Below are 24,300 nucleotides of genomic sequence, written 5' to 3'. Positions count from 1 at the left end.
ACGCCGATGTTCGGAAAACGCGGGTCTGACGGCCCATCCAGAAACACAAAGCCGGATTTGGCCGCAGCTGTTCCCATGCAGGCGGCGGTGGCAGCCGAGCCTCGGCCTCTTACGATCGACACGCTTGAACCCGGCCAGTCGCCCGCGACGCGACAGGCGCAGGCAACATCGCAGTCGCCGCAGAAAAAACGCGCGCGCACGGAAGATTATTACAACACCAAGAGCCAGGTTTTCTCCGCGCTCATCGATACGATCGACCTTTCACAGCTTGCCAAGCTCGACGCGGAGAGTGCGCGCGAGGAAATTCGCGATATCGTCAACGATATCATCACGATCAAGAACTTCGCCATGTCGATTGCCGAGCAGGAAGAACTGCTCGAAGACATCTGCAATGACGTTCTCGGTTACGGCCCGCTGGAGCCGCTTCTCGCCCGCGACGATATTGCCGATATCATGGTCAACGGATCCGGCCAGACCTTCATCGAAGTTGGCGGCAAAACCATCGAATCCGATATCCGCTTTCGCGACAATGGCCAGTTGCTGTCCATCTGCCAGCGTATCGTCAGCCAGGTCGGCCGGCGTGTGGATGAATCGAGCCCGATATGCGACGCCCGCCTGCCGGACGGATCACGCGTCAACGTCATCGCGCCGCCGCTTGCCATTGACGGACCGGCGCTGACGATCCGAAAATTCAAGAAGGACAAACTGACACTCGATCAGTTGGTACGTTTCGGCGCAATCACGCCCGAAGGCGCGACCTTGCTCAAGATCATCGGGCGCGTTCGCTGCAATATTGTCATTTCGGGCGGTACCGGCTCCGGCAAGACCACGCTGCTCAACTGCCTGACGAGCTTCATTGACAGGGACGAACGTGTCATCACCTGTGAGGACACGGCCGAACTGCAACTGCAGCAGCCACATGTGGTGAGGCTGGAAACACGCCCGCCGAACATCGAAGGTGAAGGCGAGATCACCATGCGCGATCTGGTCAAGAACTGCCTTCGTATGCGTCCAGAACGTATCATCGTCGGCGAAGTGCGTGGACCGGAAGTTTTCGACCTGCTTCAGGCCATGAACACCGGTCACGACGGCTCGATGGGGACGCTGCACGCCAACACGCCGCGTGAATGCCTCAGCCGTATCGAATCCATGATTGCCATGGGCGGCTTTACCCTGCCGGCCAAGACCGTGCGCGAAATTATCTCCGGATCAATCGATATCGTCGTTCAGGCGGCGCGCCTGCGCGACGGCTCCCGCCGGATAACGCAGATTACCGAAGTCATCGGCATGGAAGGCGACGTCATCGTTACCCAGGATTTGATGCGGTACGAGATTGAAGGGGAAGATGCGAATGGCAAGCTGATCGGCAGACATGTGTCGACCGGCATCAGCAAACCGCATTTCTGGGATCGCGCACGTTATTATGGCGAAGAGAAACGTCTGGCGGCCGCGCTCGACGAAATGGAAAAGACATCCTAAGGGAAGGCGACTGCCATGGACCCGACAATCCTGTTACTGGCCGTACTTGTCGCCATTTCGGCAGGAGCGCTGGCTTACGCCTTCCTTTTTCAGCAGATAGAGGTCGAAAAAAAGACCACCAGCCGTTTCAAGCGGGTGAAGGCTGCGGAAACGGACCACGCCAATATCAAAGCTGCGCGCGACCGGGTCCAGGAGCTCGGCAAACGCCGCAAATCCATGCAGGACAGCCTGCGGGAAATGGAAAAGAAACAAAATGAAAAGGCAAAAAGGACAAAGAATGTCAGTTTGCGCGACAAACTGGTTCAGGCTGGCCTGCGACTTTCGATCCGGCAGTTCCACCTGCTGAGCGCAGGCGGGGCTGTTGCCGCCGGTATCATAGCAATTCTTTATGGCCTGTCGCCGCTCATCGCTCTGCTTATAGGAGTGGTCGTTGGGTTGGGACTGCCACGATGGGTATTGGCCTTTCTTCTCAAGCGGCGGCAGAAAAAATTCCTGGAGGAGTTCCCCAATTCGCTGGACGTCATGTGCCGATCGATCAAGTCCGGGTTGCCGCTGAACGACGCCGTGCGATTGATCGCATCCGATGGCCAGGAGCCAGTGAAAACGGAATTTCAGCGGATCGTTGATGCACAACAGGTCGGGATCAGCATTCCGCAGGCAATCGAGCGCATGATGCTGACCATGCCCCTGTTCGAGGTCAGTTTCTTCGGCACCGTCATCACCATTCAGGCACAGGCGGGCGGTAATCTTTCAGAAGCGCTGTCCAATCTTTCAAAAGTCCTGCGTGACCGCAAGAAGATGCGCGCCAAGGTGAATGCCCTCTCAATGGAGGCGAAAGCCTCGGCGGTCATCATTGGGGCACTGCCTTTCATCGTCATGACGCTGGTGCACTTCACGTCGCCCGATTACCTGTCTGTGCTTTTCACCGATTTGCGCGGGCACATCATTCTCGGAGCATCCGGCATCTGGATGCTGATTGGCATTTTCATCATGCGCCAAATGATCAATTTCGATATCTGAGGGCGGGGCCATGACAGGAAATCTCGTTTCCCGCCTGACGGATCCGCAGACGATCATTGCCATTCTGGTCACGCTTGCGGTTTTTGCCACCCTTTACACCCTCATCATGCCGTTCTTCGAGCGCAAGGACTTCGCCAAGCGCATGAAAGCGGTGTCGACGGAACGCGATGTTATCCGCAGCCGCGAACGCGAGCGGCTCGCAACGACCTCCAGAGACGGAAAGACCTCGTTGCGCGGCAGCAACAACAAATCCGCGCGTCGCATCGTCGAAAGGTTCAATCTTCAGGAAGCACTTGCCGACGCAAATACGATGAACAAGCTGCGTGCAGCGGGTTTTCGTTCACAGAATGCGCTCAACACATTTCTCGCCGCGCGATTCGTCCTGCCATTCGCCTTTCTTGCCATCGCTTTTACCTGGGTTTTCGTCCTGGGAAACCTCGCCGACAAGGCCTTTGTCGTCAGGCTGATGGCTGTCCTGCTTTTCGGCTATATCGGTTTTTACGCGCCGAATATTTACGTTTCCAACGCCATGACAAAGCGACAGGGGTCGATCAAGCGTGCGTGGCCGGATGCGCTGGATCTGATGCTGATCTGCATAGAATCCGGTGTCTCGATGGAAGCCGCGATGCGCCGTGTGGCAGAAGAAATGGGCGAGCAATCCCCTGAACTGGCGGAAGAAATGATGCTGACGACAGCCGAGCTCTCCTTCCTTCAGGACAGGCGCATTGCCCTGGAGAATTTCGGTATGCGAACACAACTGGATGGTGTCAAAAGCGTGGTGCAGGCGCTTATCCAGGCGGAGCGCTATGGCACGCCGCTGGCTCAGGCGCTACGCGTGCTGGCGCAGGAAGGCCGTGACGAGCGCATGAACGAGGCCGAAAAGAAAGCCGCCGCGCTGCCACCGAAACTGACCGTGCCGATGATCATATTCTTCCTGCCGGTGCTCATCGCCGTCATCCTCGGGCCGGCCATCATCCGGGTTATGGACACGTTCAAATAAAAAACCGCCGGCATTTTGCGCGGCGGTATATTCCGATCCCGGCTGGCAAGATCGCCGGCCACTTATGCCGGCGGCTACACCTAAAAGCCTTATCAGCCTGCAGGCTTTGCGTCTTTTTTCGCCAGCTGCTGCCAGGAATTCTGCTGCGAGAGCATCGCGCGCAGATAGGTGAGATTTGCCTGCGCCTGCTGCGGGGAAAGCTCCTGAACCGCGATGCGCTCGGCTTCGGCGAAACGTCCCTGAAGACCCACAACAAGCGCAAGGTTCTGGCGAACGCGGCTATCCGCGCCGGGCTGCGAAATGGCGGATTGCAAATATGTTTCGGCGGTGCGCGGATCGCTCGACAGGACATAGGACATGCCAAGGTTCGAAAGCACGCTTGGATCGTTCGGCTTGAGATCGAGCGCCTGCCGGTACCGCGAGCGCGCCTCGTTCGAGCGGCCCAGCTGGTCGAGCACCGCACCTTCGGCGGAATAAAGCCGCCAGTCGGGACGGTCGGGGGTCTGCGCCCGCTGTATGGTCGAAAGCGCCTGCTCCAGCTGGCCGGCCGCCGCCTGCGCCTTGCCATAGGCCGCAAGCACATCGCGATCCGCCGGATTGGCGATGGCGATCTGCTGCATGACGGCGAGCGCCTGGGTATTCTTGCCCGTCATCATCAGCACGCTGGCATAGTTCATGCCCACCGACTTGTCTTTGGGGCTGCGCTCATAGGCCTTGCCGGCGGTCGCTTCCGCCTGCCGCAGTTGATCCATGTTCATCGTGTCATAGGAACGCGTGGCGGCGGGAATGGAACCAGTGGACATGCGATCCGGCTTGTTGGTGCTCGCGCATCCGGAAACGGCCAGAACCAGCGCTACCAGGCATGTTCCGCGCAGCAATCCGGTCCGGCCTGTTTTAGCCAAAGAAAAAGCAGTCATGGCAGCGCCCCCGCCCAAAAATGATCGATCTTGCGCCCGACATACGACAGACTCACATGACGCAACTTTCACTAAAGCAATAATCTGTTAACCCTAACAGAGCGTTAATCGCACCGATTCACGACACTGGAGCGCCGCGTCCGAGAGGATGCAAAAGGCCGCTCCGGCACTTTGAAACTGCGCATCGTTGCTGTCGAAAATCATTCCGATTTTCGGGCCGGTGCACCAACGGAAGCATACAATGGCGCCCTATCAGTTCATCGAACGCCCCACCCCTTTCAGCTCGAAGGCCGGCAGCACCCTGCCGGTTTTTGCCGTCACGCCAGCCCATATCGAACAGGGCGCCATCGATCCTGTCGCTCTGGACTGGGCGAAAAAGGCCGGGTTCAAGGCAGAAGCAGGCGCCATCCTGCTCGTGCCTTCCGCCGATGGTTCGCTGGGTGGCGCGCTTCTCGGGCTTGGCGGCAATCCCTCCGAAATTCCCTTCATAACCGGGAAACTCGCCCGTGAACTACCGGAAGGCGAGTGGCACATCGAAACGGCGCCCCTGACCGCCAACCGCCTGGCGCTCGGCTTCGGCCTCGGCAGCTATCGCTTCGACAAATACAGAACCACCAAGACCAACGGGGCAAAGCTTCTCATTCCGCAGGATGCGGAAGACGGTGAAATCAAGCGTATTCTGGCCGGCGTTTTCCTTGCCCGCGATCTCATCAATATACCGGCCAATGACATGGGACCGGACGAGCTTGAAATCGCCTTCCGTGCCCTTGCCGCTCATTATAAGGCAAAGGTTAGCGTCACCACCGGCGACGATCTGTTGAAGGAAAACTTCCCGCTGATCCACGCCGTTGGCCGCGCCAGCGAAAGCGCACCGCGCCTCCTTGAGATGAACTGGGGCAAGAAGGGCAATCCGCGTCTCACCCTCGTCGGCAAGGGCGTCTGCTTTGATACCGGCGGTCTCGATATCAAACCAGCTGCCTCCATGGCTTTGATGAAGAAGGATATGGGCGGAGCGGCCAATGTTCTCGGCCTTGCACTGATGATCATGGATGCGAAGCTGCCGGTCGACCTTCGCGTGCTTGTACCAGCCGTCGAAAATTCCATCTCTTCCAATGCCTTCCGCCCGGGCGACATCTACAAAAGCCGCAAGGGCCTGACGGTGCAGATCGACAATACTGACGCCGAGGGACGTCTCGTTCTGGCGGATGCACTGGCCTATGCCGATGAGGATGCGCCGGACCTGATGATCGACATGGCGACGCTGACGGGCGCCGCCCGCGTTGCCCTTGGCCCGGATCTGCCGCCTTTTTATACCGATGACGAAGATCTGGCCCACGACATCGCGGAAGCCAGCATCGATATAGACGACCCGCTGTGGCGGATGCCGCTCTATATGGGATATGACAAGGATATCCGCTCGCGGGCAGCCGATATCACCAACGCCCCGTCAGGCGGCATGGCCGGCTCGATCACTGCAGCCCTGTTTCTCAAGCGTTTCGTGACAAACACCAAGCGCTGGGCGCATTTCGATATTTACGGCTGGTCGCTGAGCGAGAGGCATCACTCGTCGATTGGCGGCGAGGCGCAGGGTATCCGGGCGCTCTTCCATTACATCGCACATCAATTCGCGAAGTAATCACGTCCACGGGCGCTTCGTTGACCGGAGCGCCCGGTCTTTCTCAAACCAGAACCTTCTGTTCCTTGTGGTCTTCCTCGCCGAAGAACTTCAGGTAACGTTCCACTTCGGCCGGCTCGCCCGTCGCCTTTTGCGGATTGTCCGAAAGCTTGACCGCCGGCCGGCCATTGGCATCGCTGACCTTGCAGACGATCGAGATCGGCTTGAGGCTGGCGATGGTCTTCGGCGCGCAGCCGGCAAAGTCGTTGGTCAGATTGGTGCCCCAACCGAAGCTCATGCGAACCCGGCCTTCGAAATGCCGGTAGGTGTCGATGATCGCGTTGACATCGAGGCCATCGGAAAAGATCAGCATTTTCTTGCGCGGGTCGCGGCCCATCTTCTGCCACCACTCGATGATCTTTTCGCCGCCTTCGATCGGCGGCGCGCTGTCTGGACGGAAACCAGTCCAGTCCGCCACCCATTCCGGCGCGTTGCGCAGAAACGCTGCCGTGCCGAAGGCATCAGGCAGCACGATCAGCAGGTTACCGCCATAAAGCCGGTTCCAGTCCTTCAGAACCTGATAGGGGGCGGCCGCCAGTTCCTCGTTCGTCTGCGCAAGTGCTGCAACGACCATCGGCAATTCATGCGCGTTGGTACCCACGGCTTCGAGATCGGAATCCATGGCGAGCAGAACATTGCTCGTGCCCGTGAAAGCCGGTCCAATACCTTCCTTCAGCGCCTCGACGCACCAGCGCTGCCACAGGAAGCTGTGGCGGCGGCGCGTGCCGAAATCGGAAATGCGCAGGCCCGGCAGTTCCCGCAGCCGTTCGACCTTTTCCCACATCTTGGCCTTCGCCCGGGCATAAAGGACATCCAGTGTGAAATAACCGAGCGAACGCATGGCGCTGCGCGAGCGCAACTCGTTGATGATCGCCAGCGCTGGAATTTCCCAGAGCGTCGTATCCATCCAACGGCCATGGAAGTTCAGCTCATACTGCCCGTCACGCTTGAAAAGCTCATATTCCGGCAATTGATAACTCGAAAGCCAGGAGAGGAACTCCGGCTCGAAAATCTGCGAGCGACCGTAAAAGGAGTTACCCGCGAGCCAGATGTTCTCCTTCTTGGAGAGACGCAGGGTGCGCGCGTGATCAAGCTGCTCGCGCAGTTCCATCTCGTCAATCTCCTCGGCCAGCCGCACCGTCTTGGTACGGTTGATCAGGGAAAATGTCGCGTCGACTTCCGGATAGAGCTTCCAGATCATCTGCAACATCAAGAGCTTGTAAAAATCCGTATCGATCAGGCTGCGAACGATCGGATCGAGCTTCCAGGTGTGATTGTGGACACGGGTCGCTATATCGGTCTTCGTCATGCTCGCATTCCCCAACATCGGCCGAGACCCGACGTCACCCCGCACCTCGGCAGGTCTCAACCTGTCATGGCAAAGACTTATCTGAAAAAGCGACAACAAGTCCAGAGCACCGACGGCAGAGGGTCTTAGTTTTGCGCGCACATCAGATTTTTCGAAAAGCGTACCGCACCTTTCGGGCAGAGGCATTGAATGCCTTTGCCTCAGAAGGTCGGGTCGACGGGATTGATGCCGGGATACCAGTCCTTCGAGACCGGATTTCTGCCACCGAAGCTGGAAATACCATTCTCATCCGTGCAGCGATAACCCTGAACGGGAAGTCCCCGGCTGCCAAAAACATTGCGGTAGGCACCTCTGGAATATCCAGTTCTTCCCAGTTCGCTGTGGCAGGTATAACGCACCTTGGGCTGCAGCGTGCGCGGATCCTTGACACCAGGCAGGTTCGCATAGGCATCGGGTGCCGGGGCAAAGCCATTCTGGAAAACGGTCTGCGCCTGAGCCGAGGCGCTCAATAGAACCGCCGTCAGGAATGCTGCCAATTTTGTCGCGGTTTTTGTCTTCATCGATGCCGGTCCCGTACCATCCTTCCTCAGATGTAGGCCGTTGACGACCGTCCTACAAAGGGTGGGGCGGGCACGATTTCGTGAAAACGGCTTTCTCAGTCCTCCAGACGACGAAAAGCCGTCGGCTTTTCATAAAGCCAGCCGATACGCTCGATGGCCGCATCGAGATTTTCGCGAGCGACATTCATCGTATGCCCATTGGCGTGAAGCAGCGTTTCCTCGTTTTCCATGAGGCCGACATGGCCCTTCCAGAAAACAAGATCACCGCGGCGCAATTCGTCGCGCTCTATCTCCACGCCGAGCGACTTCACCTGCATGTCGGTATCACGCAGAACCCGCCGGCCCGCCATTGCCATGGAAAGCTGCACGAGGCCGGAACAATCGATGCCATGGCCGGAGCGTCCGCCCCACAGATAGGGTGTCTCGATAAAGCGCAGTGCTATCGCCACATAATCCTCTTCGAGAGCATCACCGACGGCACGGCAATGGGCGGCGATGATGCCCTCGCCTTTTTCAGTCATGAGATAGCGGGTACCACGTGTCTCGGCCTCGCCGACGATGCGAACAAGGCTGCCCATGGAAAGGGCCGCGACCGGCGGCTTGCGCAATTCAGCGGCAGGATAGAGAAAGGTGCGCGGCGCGACGACACGATGGGTGGCGGCAACGACATCCCCGATTGCGGTTTCCGGCACGTAACCGGCGTAACCATCGGCATCCGCCTGCACCCACGCCCAGCCGTTCGCTCTGTCGAAAACACGAACAGTTTCGCCAAACAAAAGCTCCGTATCGATACCGGAGGCTAAGTCTGGTGTCGGTCGCAGGCCAATGACGGGAACGGCGACTTGCGCGGGCGAACCACTGACGAAGCGGTCGGCCTGCACCACGCCTTGCAGTTTTTCATCGGCGAGGTCAGAGCGGAAGACATTCAGGCGGCGGTCGAGCATCATAGGTTTCACGTCCAGAGTTAGATCTTACGCGCCTGATCAATAATCAGATCGCCGAATTTTTCCAGATAGAGCGCACCTGTGACGGTGCGTTTTATCACAACATTGCGCCTGTCCCGTTCATCTCGCACCCTGTCGACCAGCCCCAGCGCCCCCAGACTGTCGAGTGCGCGGGTGATGACCGGCTTGGTCACGCCGAGCATTGCGGCGAGACCACGAACGGTGTGCGGCGGCGGCACGAGATAAATCTGCAGCAGGATGGCGGTCTGGCGCAAGGTCAAATCCGGCGCGTCGGCAATGACCTGCTCGATCGCGACGCGATGCCAGAGCCCCAAGGCTTCCGTGGGCGAAAGTTCTGCAGGCACGCCGATAAACCTTCCAGTCGTTATCGTGCCTTTTTCAGGCAACGAAAGGCAAAACTCAAGAACCATGGCGCACAAACAAAACCGCCGCGCTGTTGCAGACCGGATAGGTCGAAAAGCGCGGCGGCGTTTCTGGACCCGTTTTCCGGGCTTCCAACGTCCCCTCTGGACTTAAAACAAGAGAAGCAGGAAGCGTGCCAATTTTGTTGCAACGCACAAATTCGAGAGAAAACAACCATTTGCCATGCGATCGTGGCGCCATGGCCAGATTTTCTGCAAACACAGATGAGCAATAAAAATAAGCAGACAGAAATTCAGTGCTTAAAAACTGCCTTCCGCCGCAGAGGCGGAAGGCAAGGATCGTTGTGGCTCAGATTTCTGCGCCGCGGGCCGTATCAGCGGCATTCGCGCCTTGCTGCCGGTTATGCCGGATCGACGACCAGAGCGAAATACCGATCAGGGTCGCACCGCCAAGACCGGTGATGACCTCCGGTATATGGAACATGGTCTGCACATACATGATGACCGACAGGATAAGGATCGCGTAAAAAGCGCCGTGTTCCAGATAGCGGTATTCGGCAAGCGTTCCCTTCTCGACCAGCATGATCGTCATCGAGCGCACATACATGGCGCCGATGCCGAGGCCGATGGCGATGATGAAGAGGTTCTGGGTCAGTGCGAAAGCACCAATCACCCCGTCGAAGGAGAAGCTGGCATCCAGCACTTCGAGGTAAAGAAACGCACCGAAGCCGCCTTTGGCCGCGCCTTCCAGCATTTCCTGGCTGCGATCGAGAATACCGCCGACGACTTCCACCAGCAGGAAGGTCAAAAGACCCCAGATCGCCGAATGGAAGAAGGTGTTGGCAGCGACCGGGCCGAGTTCCGGGTTGTCACTGGCACCGATGATACGGGAAAACACCAGCATGACGACAAGCACGAAGGCGATCTCGATGCCCTTGACGGAGGAATAGGTCGCAGCCTTTTCCTCGATCCAGCGCACCCAGTGCACGTCCTTTTCATGGTCAAAGAAGAAATTGAGACCGACCATCATCAGGAAGGTGCCGCCAAAAGCCGCAATCGGCAGATGGGCGTCACGCATGATTTCCGAATAACGTTCTGGCTGCGTTGCCGCCATGACGATTGCCGTCCAGGGGCCGACATTTGCGGCAACGACGACGATGAGCAGCGGGAAGACGATACGCATGCCGAAAACGGCAATCAGGATACCCCAGGTCAGGAAGCGATGCTGCCAGACCGGCGTCATATCCTTGAGCTTGTTGGCGTTGACGATGGCGTTGTCGAAGGAGAGCGAGATTTCCAGCACCGCAAGAACGACGCAGATGAAGAAGATCGTCGCCGTGCCGCCCACCGTTCCGGTCATTTCCCAGCCGAGATAACCGCCGAGGATCAGACCGACGATGGTGACGATAAATGCCCACTTGAAGTAGGAAAGCGTGGTTTTCTGGGCGGGGCTCATGTCCGGTCGCCTCCAATAACGAGGACGTTCACGGACCGACGCGGAGCGTCAGGCCGCACGCAGAAAGCACGCGCGCGAAGCACATTCAGGTTTTTCATAGTTTTTAATCCGCCGGCCAATTTTTGCAGGCGGTACCGACATCGCGAGAGCGCCGTAAAACTCTCGCCAGAGGGGCCCGGCACCTTTGTTTCCTCTGCCCATGCGAGACATATGATCGCAGGGCCTTCTCTTACTCCCTGAAGATCACGCCTTCGTCAAGTCCCGTGATTGTATCGACAGTGGTCAGGAAAGATCAAACCTGTTCTTCGACCAGTCCTTCCGCCGTTTCGCGGCGCCGCTTCAGCGTATTTTCGCGGAAGAAAATATAGAGGCCGGATAGAACAATCAGGCCCGCACCAATGACGATGCTGATATGCGGCACATCCCCGAAGAATGCCCAGCCGAAGATCACCGCCCACAGCAGCAGCGTATATTGCAGCGGCGCGACGGTCGCAGCATCGGCAAGCTTCAGAGCCCGATTGACCAGCACATGTGCCGCCATGGCGACTACGCCAAGCAGGCTGAGGAACGCCAGATCGAAGCTGGACTGGACCGGCAGCCAGCCAGATGGTGTCAGAAACACCGCAACGATGCCCGCAACACCGGCACCGATGATCTGCCAGAAGGCAAGCACCGTATCCGGCGTATTGCGCAGCTGGCGTCCGGACAACATCATGAAGGCGAAGGCAGCACTGCCGAGAATGGAAAACAGCGCAGCGGAAGTGAGGCTTGCCGAACTGGGTTTCAAGGCGATGAGAACGCCGACGAAACCGATGGCGATGGCCGTCCAGCGACGCCAGCCGACCTTTTCCCCGAGCAGAAACGGCGCCAGAGCCGCCACATAAATGGGCGCTGCCAGCCAGTAGGTCATGACATCTGCCAGTGGCAGGCTCGCAACCGCGAAATAGAAACAGAAAAGCTCGGCAGTGGAGAAGAAGACACGCGCCGCCTGCAATCCGGGCCGCTCGACCTTCACTAGGCCGGAAAGGCCGGCTCGCCAGACGATGGGGACAAGGATGACAAGGGCCGCAGCACTTCGGATCAGGATAACCTGTCCCTGGCTATAGGTCGACACGAGCCATTTTCCCATGGCATCGTTCAACGCGAAAAGCAGCATTCCAAGCAGCATGACGGCCACGCCGAGGCCAGTCGGCGAAAGCTTTCGTATCATAGTCGACATGTCAGTTCCGATCTCTCCCAATGGCTGCATTGGTCGTTCAGCCAGCCACCCCTTGTCAAGCCCGGAGCGGGCTAACTTGTGTAATTAATATTACTAATGGATCGACCTATCGACCTCAGGCGAAGATTCGCCGCTCTTCGGCAACGAGTTCTTGAAGAAAATCAACCACCGTGCGGACACGGACCAATTGGCGGGCGGATTCGTGATAGGCCGTCCAATAGGACCTGATGATGCTGATATGCGGCATGATCCGCAGAAGTTCAGGATATTGCCCGGCGATGTAATTGTGCAGAATGCCGATGCCTGCCCCCGACCGCACCGCCTCCGTCTGGCCGGTGGCGCTGGAGATTTCAAAGGCGGCGTCCCAGTCGCGCATGATCTCGCCCGTAAAGTTCAGGGAGGGCGAGAAGATCAGGTCCTCCACGTAACCGATGCGACGATGACGCTTGAGCGCCTCGACATCCGCCGGCGTTCCATATTCGGCCAGATAGTCCGCTGAGGCATAAAGCCCGAGCGAATAATCGGTGAGCTTTGAGAACATCAGCCTGCCCTGTTCCGGCCGTTCGATGGTGATGGCAATATCGGCCTCGCGCTGCGACAAAGAAAAGGAACGCGGCACGGGCACAAGCTGGATTTTGAGGTCAGGATAACGGGCCGTCAGCCGGCCGAGCCGTGGCGCGAGAAAGGAAACGCCAAGACCGTCCGGCGCGCCGATGCGCACCGTTCCCACCACCGCCGTATCGACGCGGCCGAGATTGGCCTGGGCATTCAGCATTTCGGTTTCCATGCGCTCGGCGGCACCCAAAAACCGCTGACCTTCCTCGGTCATTTCGCAGCCATTCGTCCGGCGGATGAAAAGCTGAGTCTTCAGTGCCTGCTCCAGCAGCGTCAATCGCCGCGAAAGCGTTGCATGATTGAGCCCAAGCCGTTTCGATGCGGCGAGAATCTGCCCGGAGCGGGCGACGGCAAGGAATATGCGCACGTCATCCCAATTCATGGCTTGCCACGCATCATTACGGGTTCAACTTCGATCAAAGTAAGCGATGTCACCATTCCCGCCACACGCTGTTTATATTTCAGGAAATGCGGCGTTTGCAGATGCGCCTCATATGCCGCCTGGTTCGCATAAACTTCGAGGATGCGAATCTTTTCCGGGCTGCCTTTGATCGCCACCGCATTTAATGCAAGCACGCCATTTTCAAGACGTATAGAAGCCTCGATCTCCTCTGCAAGCAATCTGCGATAGGCTTCCAGATGGGTCGAATCGATTTCTATTTCAGCCATCCTCACGACAGGTTCATCGCTCGCCATCTTTTGACTTTCTTTTTGAATGGCGAACTCGCCGTGCCGGATCAGGAAACGCCTAAAAATGCTCATCGTGCTTTAATTTACGCACAACGGTTTCTTATCCGAGTTCATTGCTTTGTACAAATTCAAGTGCAATGCTGCACCCATCAAAAAATCGCGGAGGATTACCCATGAAGGAAATCGGTCATTTCATTAACGGCAAGCATGTGCAGGGCACCAGCGGCCGCACATCGAATGTCTATAACCCGGCGACCGGCGAAGTGCAGGCAACCGTTGCGCTTGCGAGCGACGCCGAACTGCGCGCCGCCGTTGAAAGCGCCAAGGCGGCACAGCCGAAATGGGCTGCCACCAACCCGCAACGCCGCGCCCGCGTCTTTTTCAAATTCGTCGAACTTCTGAACCGCGACCTCAACGAGCTGGCAGTGCTGCTTTCCACCGAGCACGGCAAGACTGTTGAGGATTCCAAGGGCGACATCATCCGCGGCCTCGAAGTCTGCGAATTCGTCTGCGGCATTCCGCATCTGCAGAAGGGTGAGTTCACGGAGGGCGCTGGCCCGGCCATCGACATGTATTCGATCCGCCAGCCGGTCGGCATCGGTGCCGGTATCACGCCGTTCAACTTCCCCGGCATGATCCCGATGTGGATGTTTGCGCCGGCGATCGCCTGCGGCAACGCCTTCATCCTCAAGCCTTCCGAGCGCGATCCGTCGCTGCCGATCCGCCTTGCTGAACTCATGATCGAAGCCGGTCTTCCGGCCGGTATCCTCAATGTCGTCAATGGTGACAAGGGCGCTGTCGACGCCATCCTGACCGATCCCGATATCGGCGCGGTCTCCTTCGTTGGCTCGACGCCGATCGCCCGCTACGTCTATGGCACTGCCGCCATGAACGGCAAGCGCGCGCAGTGCTTCGGCGGCGCGAAGAACCACATGATCATCATGCCGGATGCCGATCTTGATCAGGCGGTGAATGCATTGATGGGTGCGGGTTACGGTTCGGCCGGCGAGCGCTGCATGGCTGTTTCCGTTGCGGTTCCGGTTGGCGAAGAAACGGCCAATCGGCTCGTGGAAAAGCTCATCCCGCAGATCGAGAGCCTGAGAATCGGCCCCTATACCGATGACAAGGCCGATATGGGCCCGCTCGTCACCAAGGAAGCCCAGACACGCGTCAAGGGTCTGATCGACAGCGGTGTTGAACAGGGCGCAAAACTGCTGGTCGATGGCCGCGATTTCAAGCTGCAGGGTTACGAGGACGGTTATTTCGTCGGCGGCTGCCTGTTCGACCACGTCACGCCTGACATGGACATCTACAAGACGGAAATCTTTGGACCGGTTCTGTCGGTCGTTCGCGCCAAGAACTACGAAGATGCGCTGGAACTGCCGATGAAGCATGAGTACGGCAACGGCGTTGCGATCTACACCCGTGACGGCGATGCAGCACGCGACTTCGCAAGCCGCATCAACATCGGCATGATCGGCGTCAACGTTCCGATCCCGGTTCCGCTTGCCTACCACTCCTTCGGTGGCTGGAAGGCCTCGAGCTTCGGTGACCTTAACCAGCACGGCACAGATTCGATCAAGTTCTGGACAAAGACCAAGACGATCACCTCGCGCTGGCCGTCCGGCATCAAGTCTGGTGCCGAATTCGTCATGCCGACGATGAAATAAGCCGAAAAACCGGTAACCAAAACAAAAAGCCCCGCTGCAAAAACAGCGGGGCTTTTTTGATTAAAAAGATTACTAAAAAAATCAAGTTTCTTTCGTCAAAATAATTCCACTTAAAGCTGTTATCGCGTAAGAGAGCCATTGCGGCGTGGGGACGCTGCCAATCGAAGATTACGGGGAAGCCTGCAAACTCAATCTGCCCGGAGAGGGGCATGTCATGAGGGACTATTATGAGTGAAATCTCAGTCAGCGCGGATCAGCGCGCGCTCGAACGCGGCTCGTTCAGTGGAAATGCCAAGGAATATTTTGGCATCTGGATCGTCAATATCCTGCTGACGATCGTCACGATCGGCATCTATTCCGCCTGGGCAAAGGTGCGCCGCAAACGTTATTTCAATGGCAACACTGTTCTGGCCGGCCGCGCTTTCGGTTATCACGCCACCGGCGGGCAAATCTTCAAGGGTCGGCTGATTGCATTTGCCTTCATCGTCGTCTCACAGCTTGTTGGCCTCATCCATCCGTTTCTGGTCTTCGTGCCGGCGATCCTGCTGATGATCTTCTTTCCCTGGCTCATCACGCGCAGCATTCGCTTCAATGCGCGGGTTACGAGCTATCGCAATGTCCGTTTCGATTTCGTCGGCACTGCGGGAGGCGCCTTTGTCTCCATTCTGCTTGGCAGCCTCGTCGCGCTTTTCTCCTTCGGCATTCTGGCGCCACTGTCCAGCCGCTGGGCAAACCGCTACATTTTCAGCAACCTGCGTTACGGTGACCGGCCTTTCAGTGCCGACCCGAAGATCAGCGCGCTTTACCGGGTCTGGATCATTCCTGCGATCATGGTGGTGATCGGCAGCATCGTGGTCGGTTTCTTCGGCATTGCCGCCTTTGCGGCCAATAGCGCTATCCTCGAAGACGAGACGGCCACCATGGTTACCGCGCTTGCCTCCCTCTATGTCGGCCTTTTCGGCGCATTTCTGGTTTATGGCCTCGCGGGCGTCGTTTATCGCACGGGCGTTCGCAACGTCGTTATTTCGTCCATGCTGCTGGATGGAAAGCACGACCTGCACAGCGACCTGCATCGCGGGCGCTACCTCTGGATCGTCATCTCCAACCTTGTTGTCACCGTTTTCACACTCGGCCTGATGCGACCATGGGCAGCGGTGCGTGAGGCGCGTTATACCGTGGAACGCACGGCGATCCGCTTCAACGGCGATGTGGGCGAGGTCCTTTCTTCGATGGAAGCAACGGGTGCTGCCGTCAGCGCCGAATATATGGATATGGAAGGCTTCGAATTTGGTTTCTGATATCGGAGGAACCGTTTCGGGCGAGTGGCATGCCGCTCGCTCCAGCCTTTCCAGCGCCGCCAGGCTGAAGCTTGGCGGCACGGTCCTTCTCGTGCTCGACGCGAAGGACAATCATGTCAGAACCCAGGCCGAGATAAAAACGGTCGAGATCAGCCACCGGGTCGGCGCCATTCCCCGGGAGTTGCATTTTCCCGATGGTTCGCTGTTCGAAACACGTGACAATGACGGCGTGGACAGATTGCTGCACGCGCACATCGCCAGACGCACCGGCGTCGTGCACTGGCTGGAACAGTTCCGCCCGCGATTGATCGGCATCACCGCAGCAGCCGTTCTTCTGGCCTATGGCACCTACAAGCTGGCGCTTCCCGCGCTCGTCGAACTGGCGGTCGCTGTCACCCCGCCGATCGTTCCGCAGGTCATGTCGGCCAGTACCATGCAGGCCTTCGACCAGACAGTCTTCTCCGCAAGCGAACTACCGCAGGAGGAGCAGGATGCCATCCGCGCGGAATTTGCCCGGATCGCCGCCCATGCGGAAGGTTCGCCTGAGGACTACAAGCTGAATTTCCGCAAGGGCGGTTACATCGGCCCCAATGCCTTCGCGCTACCGGATGGAACGCTGGTACTGACGGATGAGCTGGTGGAGCTGGCAGGTGACGACAGGCAGATGATCACCGGCGTTCTCGCGCATGAAATCGGCCATGTGGAATATGAGCACAGCCTGCGACAGCTTTATCGCGCCGCCGGTGTCGCCGGTCTCGTCATGCTGATTGCCGGTGATGTCGGTTCGGCCATGGAAGATATTCTCACCCAGGGCGGCGGTCTTCTGGCGCTATCGCATTCGCGAGACGCCGAGCGGCAGGCGGACGAGCGCTCCGTGGTACTGATGCGCAAGGCTGGGCTCGACCCCACCGCTATCGAGCGCTTCTTCGCGTTGCTTGAGGAAAAGCTCGGCGACAAGGGCGGCACCAGCATCGTCTCCACCCATCCGGGAACACCAGAAAGGCGTAAAGCAATCCTCGATTACAACGCTTCACTCGATAACAAACCGGCGGGCAACTGACCCGCCGATAATCAAGGTACTCGAGTTATAAGCCTTGAGAACGGCGTCAGTTGGTCGGACCGTCGTTGAAACCCACTTCGTCCACCAGTTCGGACGCCTGCTTGCGATGAGCGGCAATATCCGTCAACGGCAGCTTATCCGGATTGATGGGCCCGAAACCCTTGACGACATCGGACGGCTCGGCACCCGGCAGCACCGGATATTCAAAGACCTGCTTGGCGTAGATTTCCTGCGCCTCGCGAGACGCAAGGAATTCCATCAGCTTCAGCGCATTGTCCTTGTTGGGCGCATATTTCGTCAGTGCCATGCCGGAAATATTCACATGCGTGCCGCGGTCGCCGGCATTGGGGAAGATCACCCGCACCGATCCCGCCCACACTTTTTCTTCCGGTTCCTGATCATTGGTCAGCATCAGGCCGACATAATAGGTATTGCCGAGCGCGATGTCACATTCGCCGGAAAAGATCGATTTCGCCTGGCTGCGGTCGGTTCCATCCGGCTTGCGGGCGAGATTGTTCTTCAGACCGGTCAGCCATGTGCGGGTGTAATCGACGCCATGATGGGCGATCATCGAGGCGATCAGGGCAATATTGTAGGAATGCTGGCCGTCACGAATGCAGATCTTGCCTTTCCATTTCGGGTCGGCAAGCTCCTCATAGGTAATGTCCTTCTGGGTTACCCGCTCCTTCGAGGCATAGACCACCCGGCCGCGCGTCGTCAGGCCGAACCACTCGCCCTGCGGATCGCGCAGATTGGCGGGGATGTCCTTCTCGATCACTGGATCGTTTAGAACCGGCTGCGTGACGCCGCCTTCCTTCGCCTCAACGAGACGGGCGATATCAACCGTCAGCAGCAGATCGGCGGGCGAGTTAACGCCCTCGGCCTGAATGCGCTCCACCAGCCCCTTGTCGAGGAAAAGAACGTTGGCTTCTATGCCCGTTTCTTTCGTGAAGGCATCGAGCAGCGGCTGGATCAGCTCGGGCTGGCGATAGGAGTAGACATTCACCTCTCCTTCCGCAAAAGCCACGGGCGCGCCGGAAAGGATCGTCAGCCCTGAAAAAACGGCAGCGGAAAAATACGATTTCAAGCTTGCCATTACGAATGCCTCCATTACATTCAGATTCTTGACTTGTTTGTTCATGAATCATTGAGGCGGTCAACAAGGCTGTTCGAGAAATATCGAATGGCCGCCAGTTTTTTCGGTTTCTGGAATTGTTCTAAACTGAAAAAGAGACTATATAACTCCACATTGAGAGTTAGGAGACCAGCATGCGTTTGACCAAACAGACCAACTATGCCGTTCGCATGTTGATGTATTGCGCTGCGAATGAAGGCAAGTTGAGCCGCATTCCGGAGATCGCCAGGGCTTACGGCGTATCTGAGTTGTTCCTTTTCAAAATCCTGCAGCCGCTCAATAAGGCGGGCCTCGTAGAAACCGTGCGTGGCCGCAATGGTGGCGTGCGGCTTGGCAAGCCTGCCGAAAAGATCAGCCTGTTCGACGTGGTGCGCGTGACCGAAGACAGCTTTGCCATGGCAGAATGCTTCGAGGACGGTGCCGTTGAGTGTCCGCTTGTGGACAGCTGCGGCTTGAACTCGGCGCTGCGCAAGGCGCTCAATGCCTTCTTTGATGTTCTTGCGGAATATTCGATCGACGATCTGGTCAAGGCACGCCCGCAGATCAACTTCCTGCTCGGGATCGATACGGAAATGCCGAAGGCCATGACCCTTCCCGCCGCCTGATCACGCCGATACCAGAACAGCAAAAGCCAAAGCCCGCGCCCACAGGTTGCGGGTTTTTCTTTTATAAAATACTCATGAAATACAATATTTTTGGCGATGCAGGTTGACGCCGCCCGACGAAGCGGCGCATTTGGTCACGAGCTTTTTCAAGCAACCAATCAGCGTCGCAATGATCATCAAGCCTGAATTCCATACATTTGCGCTTACCGCCCTTGTCGGCAGCATGGGCGCACTGCTCGCCAGCCTGCTGCATGTCCCCGCCCCCTTCCTTTCCGGGCCGGCGGTTGCCGTAACGATCACTGGACTGGCGGGCGTCAAGCTTGGAATTCCCGCCTTCATCCGCAATGCCTGTTTCGTCGTCGTCGGCATATCGATGGGAACGAGCGTAACGCCCTCCGTCATCGATGCGGCAAAGACATGGCCGCTGAGCTTCGTCGTGGTGCTCGTCGCCGTCGTCATCATGCTCTATGTCGCCTATTGGATCCTGCATTACGGTTTCGGATACGACCGGACGACGGCAATGCTGGGCGCTTCCCCCGGTCACCTCAGCTATATCATCAGCCTTGGGGCGGAGACGAAAAGCGACCTTGCGACCGTCAGCATCGTGCAAAGCGTCAGGGTACTGGCGCTGACGCTGTCCGTGCCGCTGATCGTTGAATATTTCGATCTGGTCAGCACCGAACCGCTGATAACCAACCCGCCAATGGGCCTGCTAACCTTGGCGCTGACCATCGCCGCGTCGCTTCTGACCGGCTGGCTTTTCCTGCGCTGGAGATTTCCGGCAGCCCTGCTGCTTGGCGGCGTGGCAATTTCCATCGGCACCCATATTACCGGCCTCACAGAGGGTGGCGTTCCCACCTGGCTCAGCCTGCCGGTCTATGTATTGATCGGCTGTCTCATTGGCACGCGTTTTTCCAACGTATCGCTGATGGAAGTGCGCAAGGGTTTTCTGGCCGGCTTCGTCGTCACCATCGCCGTAATGGTGATTGCCGGCAGCATTGCCTGGATGATTTCCAGCGTCACCGGCGTTCCGCTCAACGCCGTGATGATCGCCTATGCGCCGGGCGGTCTCGAAACCATGGCGGCCATGGCGGTGATGATGCATGCCGATACCGCCTATGTCGGCTCCCACCATGTCATAAGGCTTCTTTTCCTCTCCGTCCTCATGCCGCTCGTCATGGGCAAGGACGCCCGCAAGCCGAACGGCGAGACCTGACGAAACCCAGCCGTCGCTAAAAATCTGACTGGCGTGCAACCATTTTTCCTCCCACCCGTTGATATTCAGCCGCAACTGCGGCGGCGATCTCTCGCCTGTTCAGCAGGCTGACCCACCGGAGGACCATTCATGAACCGCTTGATGACGTTGACGGGCGCCGGACTTGCGCTTGCCTTTTCTGTTTCCATCGCTCAGGCGCAAGTGGTTGTGTCGTCGAAGATCGACACGGAGGGCGGCGTTCTCGGCAACATCATCCTTGCCGTGCTGAACAAGAATAATATCGAGACGACGGACCGCATCCAGCTTGGCGCCACCCCGGTGGTGAGGAAAGCGATCACGGCGGGTGAAATCGATATCTACCCGGAATATACAGGCAATGCCGCCTTCTTTTTCTCCAAGGCTGATGATCCGCTCTGGAAGGATGCCGCCAAGGGCTACGAAGAGGCAAAAACGCTCGATTACGACGCCAACAAGATCGTCTGGCTGACGCCATCCCCGGCAAACAACACCTGGGCTATCGCGCTACGCAAGGATGTCGCCGACAAGAACAATCTGAAGTCGCTTTCGGACTTCGGTAAATATGTCGCCGATGGCGGTGAGGTGGTTCTTGCCGCATCCTCCGAATTCGTCAATTCCGCCGCCGCCTTGCCGGCGTTTCAGACGACCTATGGCTTTACCCTGAAACCGGAGCAGCTGATCACGCTGTCCGGCGGTGACACGGCGGCCACGATCGCAGCTGCCGCCAATCAGACCAACAATGCCAATGCCGCCATGGTTTACGGCACAGATGGCGGCATCGCGCCTTCGGGGCTTGTCGTGCTGGAAGACGACAAACATGTTCAGCCGGTCTATCAGCCTGCGCCGGTCATTCGCGAAGAGGTTCTGAAAAAGAACCCCAATATCGAGGAACTGTTGAAACCCGTGTTCGAAAAACTTGATTGGCGACGCTGCAGGATCTGAATGCCCGCGTACAGGTGGGTGGCGAACAGGCCAAGACCGTGGCACTCGACTTCCTGACAAAGAACGGTTTCGTCAAATAATCACCTATGAGACAATGATGCGGGATGGCGAAAAGCAGGTGCGGTTTTCAACATCCCGCCCCAGCTTGGCGTCCAGGGGGAGCGGAATTTGACGAAATGGCCTGACAAGGTGGGTGTGCTGATTTCGTGCCTGCTGCTCTACGCACTCTCCGCCTCGCCCTTCATGATATTCCGCGCCAATCGGATTGTTCAGGGTGAAGCACGAACGATTTTCGAAGCCCTTCCCGCAATGGCCGCAGCCTTGCTTGTCGCCATTATTCTGATTGCCGCCTTCATCGCCTTCTTTCGCTTCCCGGCGCGGCTAAAACTGGCGGCGGCGCTGGGGGGGCTGGCGGCACTGGCAATCTTCGTCGGACAGGCAGCCACCGCCCTGATACCGGAGGGCAACAGTTTTGCCCGCGTTTCGCCTGCCAGCGGGTTCTGGCTGATGTTTGCCGGGCTGTCATTGCTTGCGACGGACTGCATTGCCCGTCTCCAGCCGAAGCCCGCCATGCGTATTTTTCTGCTGCTGGTAGCCAGCGCTGCCCTCGCAGCGGTCTTGACCAGCGGACTGTGGAATGACCTCTCCATCATCAAGGAATATGACGGCCGGGCGGATATATTCTGGACCGAGGCCCTGCGGCATGTGGAGCTGGCCATCGGTTCGCTGATCGCGGCGACCGTCGTGGGTATTCCGCTGGGGATACTCTGTTACAAGGTCGAGCGGTTGCGTGCCGGCCTGCTGAACAGCCTCAACATCATTCAGACCATCCCGTCCATCGCCCTTTTTGGCCTTCTGATCGCGCCGCTCGGATGGATCGCCGCCACTGTGCCGGGCGCGGCAAAGATCGGCATTGCCGGCATCGGCATGGCGCCCGCATTCGTGGCGCTGTTTCTCTATTCGCTGCTGCCGGTCGTTTCCAACACGGTTGTCGGTCTTTCCGGCGTCTCGCAGGCGGTCCGGGAAGCGGCGCGCGGGCTTGGCATGACGCCGGTGCAAAGGCTGTTGCGGGTGGAGTTTCCGCTGGCCATGCCGGTCATCCTCACGGGCATCCGCATCGTACTGGTGCAGAATATCGGGCTGGCGACCATCGCCGCGCTGATCGGCGGCGGCGGTTTTGGCGTTTTCGTGTTTCAGGGCATCGGGCAGACGGCGATGGACCTCGTACTGCTCGGCACCGTGCCGACCGTTCTCCTCGGTTTTGCCGCTGCGATCACGCTCGACGCCCTCATCGACAGCAATCTCTTAAGCGCAGGCGGAAGGCAACAGGCATGATCGAGATCGACACCATCACAAAAAGATATGGCGATGCGGCCGTGGTGGATCAGGTGTCGCTGACTGTCGCACCGCGCACCGTCACGGTCATCGTCGGCACCTCAGGATCAGGGAAAACCACGCTGCTACGGATGATAAACCGGCTGGTGGAACCGACCTCCGGCACGATCCGGATCGACGGTGAGGATGTCAGCACGATGCCGGGTTACAAACTGCGCCGACAGATCGGCTATGCCATTCAGGGCCATGGCCTGTTTCCACACAGGACGGTGGCGGAAAATATCGCCACCGTTCCGCAGTTGGTCGGCTGGGACCGCAAACGCATCGAGGCAAAGATCGATGCGTTGATGCACCTCTTCCAGCTTGATCCCGCGCTTTATGCGGACCGTTTTCCGCATGAGCTTTCCGGCGGCCAGCAGCAGCGTGTCGGCGTGGCGCGGGCGCTTGCCGCAGAACCCAACATTCTCCTTATGGACGAACCCTTCGGCGCGCTGGACCCGGTGATCCGCGCCAAGGCGCAGAACGATCTTCTCGATATTCAGAAAAAGCTCGGCGTTACCATCGTTCTCGTCACGCATGATATGGACGAGGCCTTTCATCTGGCGGATCGCATTGCCGTGATGGACAAGGGCCGCATCGTGCAGGATTGCCCGCCGGCCGAACTGGTGCTGAAACCGGCAACCGATTTCGTACGCACCATGATCGGCGAAAACGAGCGCGCGCTGAAACTGCTGTCGGTTCTCTCGATTGCTGACATCGTGGAGCCGGGAAGCGCCGAGGGTGAACCGCTCACCGAACATACAAGCCAGCGCGATGCCCTGTCAGCGATGTTATGGGCGGGCTGCGATGTCCTGCCGGTCGTCAAAGACGACGGCCAGCTCGCGGGCCGGGTGCGGCGGGACGTTCTCCTCCAGCGTGCTGCCGGAGCCTCATGAAAAACGCGGTCTCTTTCCTTGCAATCGGCTTTCTGGTGCTGGCGCTGATCGTCTTTCTTGTGACGCCGCAAATCTTCGCGCCGATATTCCGCCCTCTTGTGCAGGCCAATGCACCGGCGATCTACACGCAGGCCAATCTGCTCTCCCTCACCCTCTCGCATCTGACCACCGTGGCGATCGCCACGGGGCTGGCCACGCTGGTAGCGGGCGCGCTCGCAGTTCTCGTCACCCGGCCTTTCGGGGCGGATTTCCTGCCTTTGTCGCGCAGCATCGTCAATATCGGCCAGACCTTCCCGCCCGTGGCGGTACTGGCGCTTGCGGTGCCGATGATCGGTTTCGGGGAAAAACCGACGCTCATTGCACTGTTTTTATACGCATTGCTGCCGGTGTTCGAAAATACGCTGACCGGGCTTACCACCCTGCCCGCCACGGTGATGGATGCCGCCAGAGGCAGCGGCATGACCGGCTGGCAGCGGCTTGTCAAAGTGGAACTGCCGCTTGCGTTACCCGCCATTCTTGCAGGTATCCGGTTATCAGCAGTCATCAGCCTTTCAACAGCCACCATCGGCTCCACGGTAGCGGCGCGCACGCTTGGCGAAGTGATCATCGCCGGCCTGCAATCCAACAATCTCGCCTTCATCCTGCAGGGCGGCTTGATCGTCGCCGCACTGGCAATCCTGATCCACTCTGCCTTTTCCGCGCTGGAAAGAACCGCCGCCCGTAAAACCGGGCACTGACACGGGCTGGCGCCGCATTTTTATATTCCCGATACCTGCCGCACATGTTAGGGGCTGACCGTCGAAACAGAAACATCAGAGG

At 58.3% G+C, this 24,300-nt stretch carries 22 protein-coding genes and 1 pseudogene; 13 read left to right on the top strand and 10 right to left on the bottom strand.

Annotated features, from left to right (window positions below):
* Positions 1–6 precede the first annotated feature (6 nt).
* The 3 genes from PL640_RS00820 to PL640_RS00810 are packed head-to-tail and all read left to right on the top strand — an operon-like array spanning position 7 to position 3,499.
* Positions 7–1,479, top strand: coding sequence for a CpaF family protein (locus PL640_RS00820; protein ID WP_271360534.1), 1,473 nt, complete (start codon positions 7–9; stop codon positions 1,477–1,479).
* Between the two features lie 15 nt (positions 1,480–1,494).
* Positions 1,495–2,499, top strand: a complete 1,005-nt coding sequence (locus PL640_RS00815; protein WP_271360533.1) for a type II secretion system F family protein — start codon at positions 1,495–1,497, stop codon at positions 2,497–2,499.
* 10 nt (positions 2,500–2,509) lie between these two features.
* On the top strand, positions 2,510–3,499 hold the full coding sequence (locus tag PL640_RS00810) for a type II secretion system F family protein (protein ID WP_046799210.1): 990 nt from the start codon (positions 2,510–2,512) through the stop codon (positions 3,497–3,499).
* Positions 3,500–3,591: 92 nt separating this feature from the next.
* On the opposite strand, the gene PL640_RS00805 is transcribed toward PL640_RS00810, so the two are convergent.
* Positions 3,592–4,416: a tetratricopeptide repeat protein gene (locus PL640_RS00805; protein WP_271360532.1), complete on the bottom strand. Its 825-nt coding sequence runs from the start codon at positions 4,414–4,416 to the stop codon at positions 3,592–3,594.
* A 241-nt stretch (positions 4,417–4,657) separates the two neighbouring features.
* On the opposite strand from PL640_RS00805, the gene PL640_RS00800 reads away from it, so the two are divergent.
* A complete protein-coding gene (locus PL640_RS00800) occupies positions 4,658–6,052 on the top strand; it encodes a leucyl aminopeptidase family protein (protein WP_142840824.1) in 1,395 nt (464 codons plus the stop codon).
* Positions 6,053–6,095: 43 nt separating this feature from the next.
* On the opposite strand, the gene pncB is transcribed toward PL640_RS00800, so the two are convergent.
* The 8 genes from pncB to PL640_RS00760 form a co-directional block, all read right to left on the bottom strand.
* A complete protein-coding gene (gene pncB, locus PL640_RS00795) occupies positions 6,096–7,400 on the bottom strand; it encodes a nicotinate phosphoribosyltransferase (RefSeq protein WP_046799208.1) in 1,305 nt (434 codons plus the stop codon).
* 200 nt (positions 7,401–7,600) lie between these two features.
* Positions 7,601–7,960, bottom strand: coding sequence for a hypothetical protein (locus tag PL640_RS00790; RefSeq protein ID WP_142840823.1), 360 nt, complete (start codon positions 7,958–7,960; stop codon positions 7,601–7,603).
* Positions 7,961–8,055: 95 nt separating this feature from the next.
* Entirely contained in the window at positions 8,056–8,907 is an 852-nt protein-coding gene (locus tag PL640_RS00785; protein ID WP_271360531.1) for a C40 family peptidase, read from the bottom strand.
* Positions 8,908–8,924: 17 nt separating this feature from the next.
* Positions 8,925–9,269, bottom strand: a complete 345-nt coding sequence (locus PL640_RS00780) for a MarR family transcriptional regulator (RefSeq protein ID WP_269700382.1) — start codon at positions 9,267–9,269, stop codon at positions 8,925–8,927.
* Positions 9,270–9,636: 367 nt separating this feature from the next.
* Positions 9,637–10,743: a DUF475 domain-containing protein gene (locus PL640_RS00775; RefSeq protein WP_052820170.1), complete on the bottom strand. Its 1,107-nt coding sequence runs from the start codon at positions 10,741–10,743 to the stop codon at positions 9,637–9,639.
* A 292-nt stretch (positions 10,744–11,035) separates the two neighbouring features.
* The gene (locus PL640_RS00770; protein WP_269700647.1) at positions 11,036–11,953 is read right to left on the bottom strand and encodes a DMT family transporter; all 918 of its coding nucleotides are present in this window, start codon (positions 11,951–11,953) and stop codon (positions 11,036–11,038) included.
* Between the two features lie 124 nt (positions 11,954–12,077).
* A complete protein-coding gene (locus tag PL640_RS00765; RefSeq protein WP_271360530.1) occupies positions 12,078–12,959 on the bottom strand; it encodes a LysR family transcriptional regulator in 882 nt (293 codons plus the stop codon).
* Positions 12,956–13,273, bottom strand: coding sequence for a putative quinol monooxygenase (locus PL640_RS00760; protein ID WP_271361421.1), 318 nt, complete (start codon positions 13,271–13,273; stop codon positions 12,956–12,958). Before PL640_RS00760 ends, PL640_RS00765 begins: the two co-directional genes overlap by 4 nt.
* A 167-nt stretch (positions 13,274–13,440) precedes the next feature.
* Between PL640_RS00760 and PL640_RS00755 the strand changes: the two genes are divergently transcribed.
* From PL640_RS00755 to PL640_RS00745, 3 genes are all read left to right on the top strand, one after another.
* Positions 13,441–14,937, top strand: coding sequence for a CoA-acylating methylmalonate-semialdehyde dehydrogenase (locus tag PL640_RS00755; protein WP_207134116.1), 1,497 nt, complete (start codon positions 13,441–13,443; stop codon positions 14,935–14,937).
* A 227-nt stretch (positions 14,938–15,164) separates the two neighbouring features.
* Positions 15,165–16,235, top strand: coding sequence for a YjgN family protein (locus PL640_RS00750; protein WP_271360529.1), 1,071 nt, complete (start codon positions 15,165–15,167; stop codon positions 16,233–16,235).
* Positions 16,225–17,295, top strand: coding sequence for a M48 family metallopeptidase (locus PL640_RS00745; RefSeq protein WP_271360528.1), 1,071 nt, complete (start codon positions 16,225–16,227; stop codon positions 17,293–17,295). The genes PL640_RS00750 and PL640_RS00745 overlap by 11 nt, the downstream gene beginning before the upstream one ends.
* A gap of 46 nt (positions 17,296–17,341) precedes the next feature.
* On the opposite strand, the gene PL640_RS00740 is transcribed toward PL640_RS00745, so the two are convergent.
* Complete coding sequence (locus tag PL640_RS00740; protein WP_271360527.1) at positions 17,342–18,391, bottom strand: Fe(3+) ABC transporter substrate-binding protein; 1,050 nt, start codon at positions 18,389–18,391, stop codon at positions 17,342–17,344.
* Positions 18,392–18,564: 173 nt separating this feature from the next.
* Between PL640_RS00740 and rirA the strand changes: the two genes are divergently transcribed.
* The 6 genes and pseudogenes from rirA to PL640_RS00710 all read left to right on the top strand — a co-directional run bounded on the left by rirA (position 18,565) and on the right by PL640_RS00710 (position 24,218).
* A complete protein-coding gene (gene rirA / locus PL640_RS00735) occupies positions 18,565–19,035 on the top strand; it encodes an iron-responsive transcriptional regulator RirA (RefSeq protein WP_142840815.1) in 471 nt (156 codons plus the stop codon).
* A gap of 169 nt (positions 19,036–19,204) precedes the next feature.
* Positions 19,205–20,251 (top strand): AbrB family transcriptional regulator, encoded by a 1,047-nt coding sequence (locus tag PL640_RS00730; RefSeq protein WP_269700396.1) that lies wholly within the window; start codon positions 19,205–19,207, stop codon positions 20,249–20,251.
* A 129-nt stretch (positions 20,252–20,380) separates the two neighbouring features.
* Positions 20,381–21,291: pseudogene (osmF, locus tag PL640_RS00725) on the top strand (glycine betaine ABC transporter substrate-binding protein OsmF).
* A gap of 88 nt (positions 21,292–21,379) precedes the next feature.
* Positions 21,380–22,546, top strand: coding sequence for an ABC transporter permease (locus PL640_RS00720; RefSeq protein WP_271360526.1), 1,167 nt, complete (start codon positions 21,380–21,382; stop codon positions 22,544–22,546).
* Positions 22,543–23,481, top strand: coding sequence for an ABC transporter ATP-binding protein (locus tag PL640_RS00715; protein WP_142840812.1), 939 nt, complete (start codon positions 22,543–22,545; stop codon positions 23,479–23,481). Before PL640_RS00720 ends, PL640_RS00715 begins: the two co-directional genes overlap by 4 nt.
* Positions 23,478–24,218, top strand: a complete 741-nt coding sequence (locus tag PL640_RS00710; RefSeq protein WP_271360525.1) for an ABC transporter permease — start codon at positions 23,478–23,480, stop codon at positions 24,216–24,218. The genes PL640_RS00715 and PL640_RS00710 overlap by 4 nt, the downstream gene beginning before the upstream one ends.
* The last annotated feature ends 82 nt before the right edge of the window (positions 24,219–24,300 follow it).

Origin of the sequence: Agrobacterium sp. ST15.16.024, assembly GCF_027956545.1 — a bacterium.
GTDB classification, from domain to species: domain Bacteria; phylum Pseudomonadota; class Alphaproteobacteria; order Rhizobiales; family Rhizobiaceae; genus Agrobacterium; species Agrobacterium cucumeris.
Note: the sequence above shows the minus strand (reverse complement) of the source record. Positions and strands in the feature narration are given on the sequence as shown.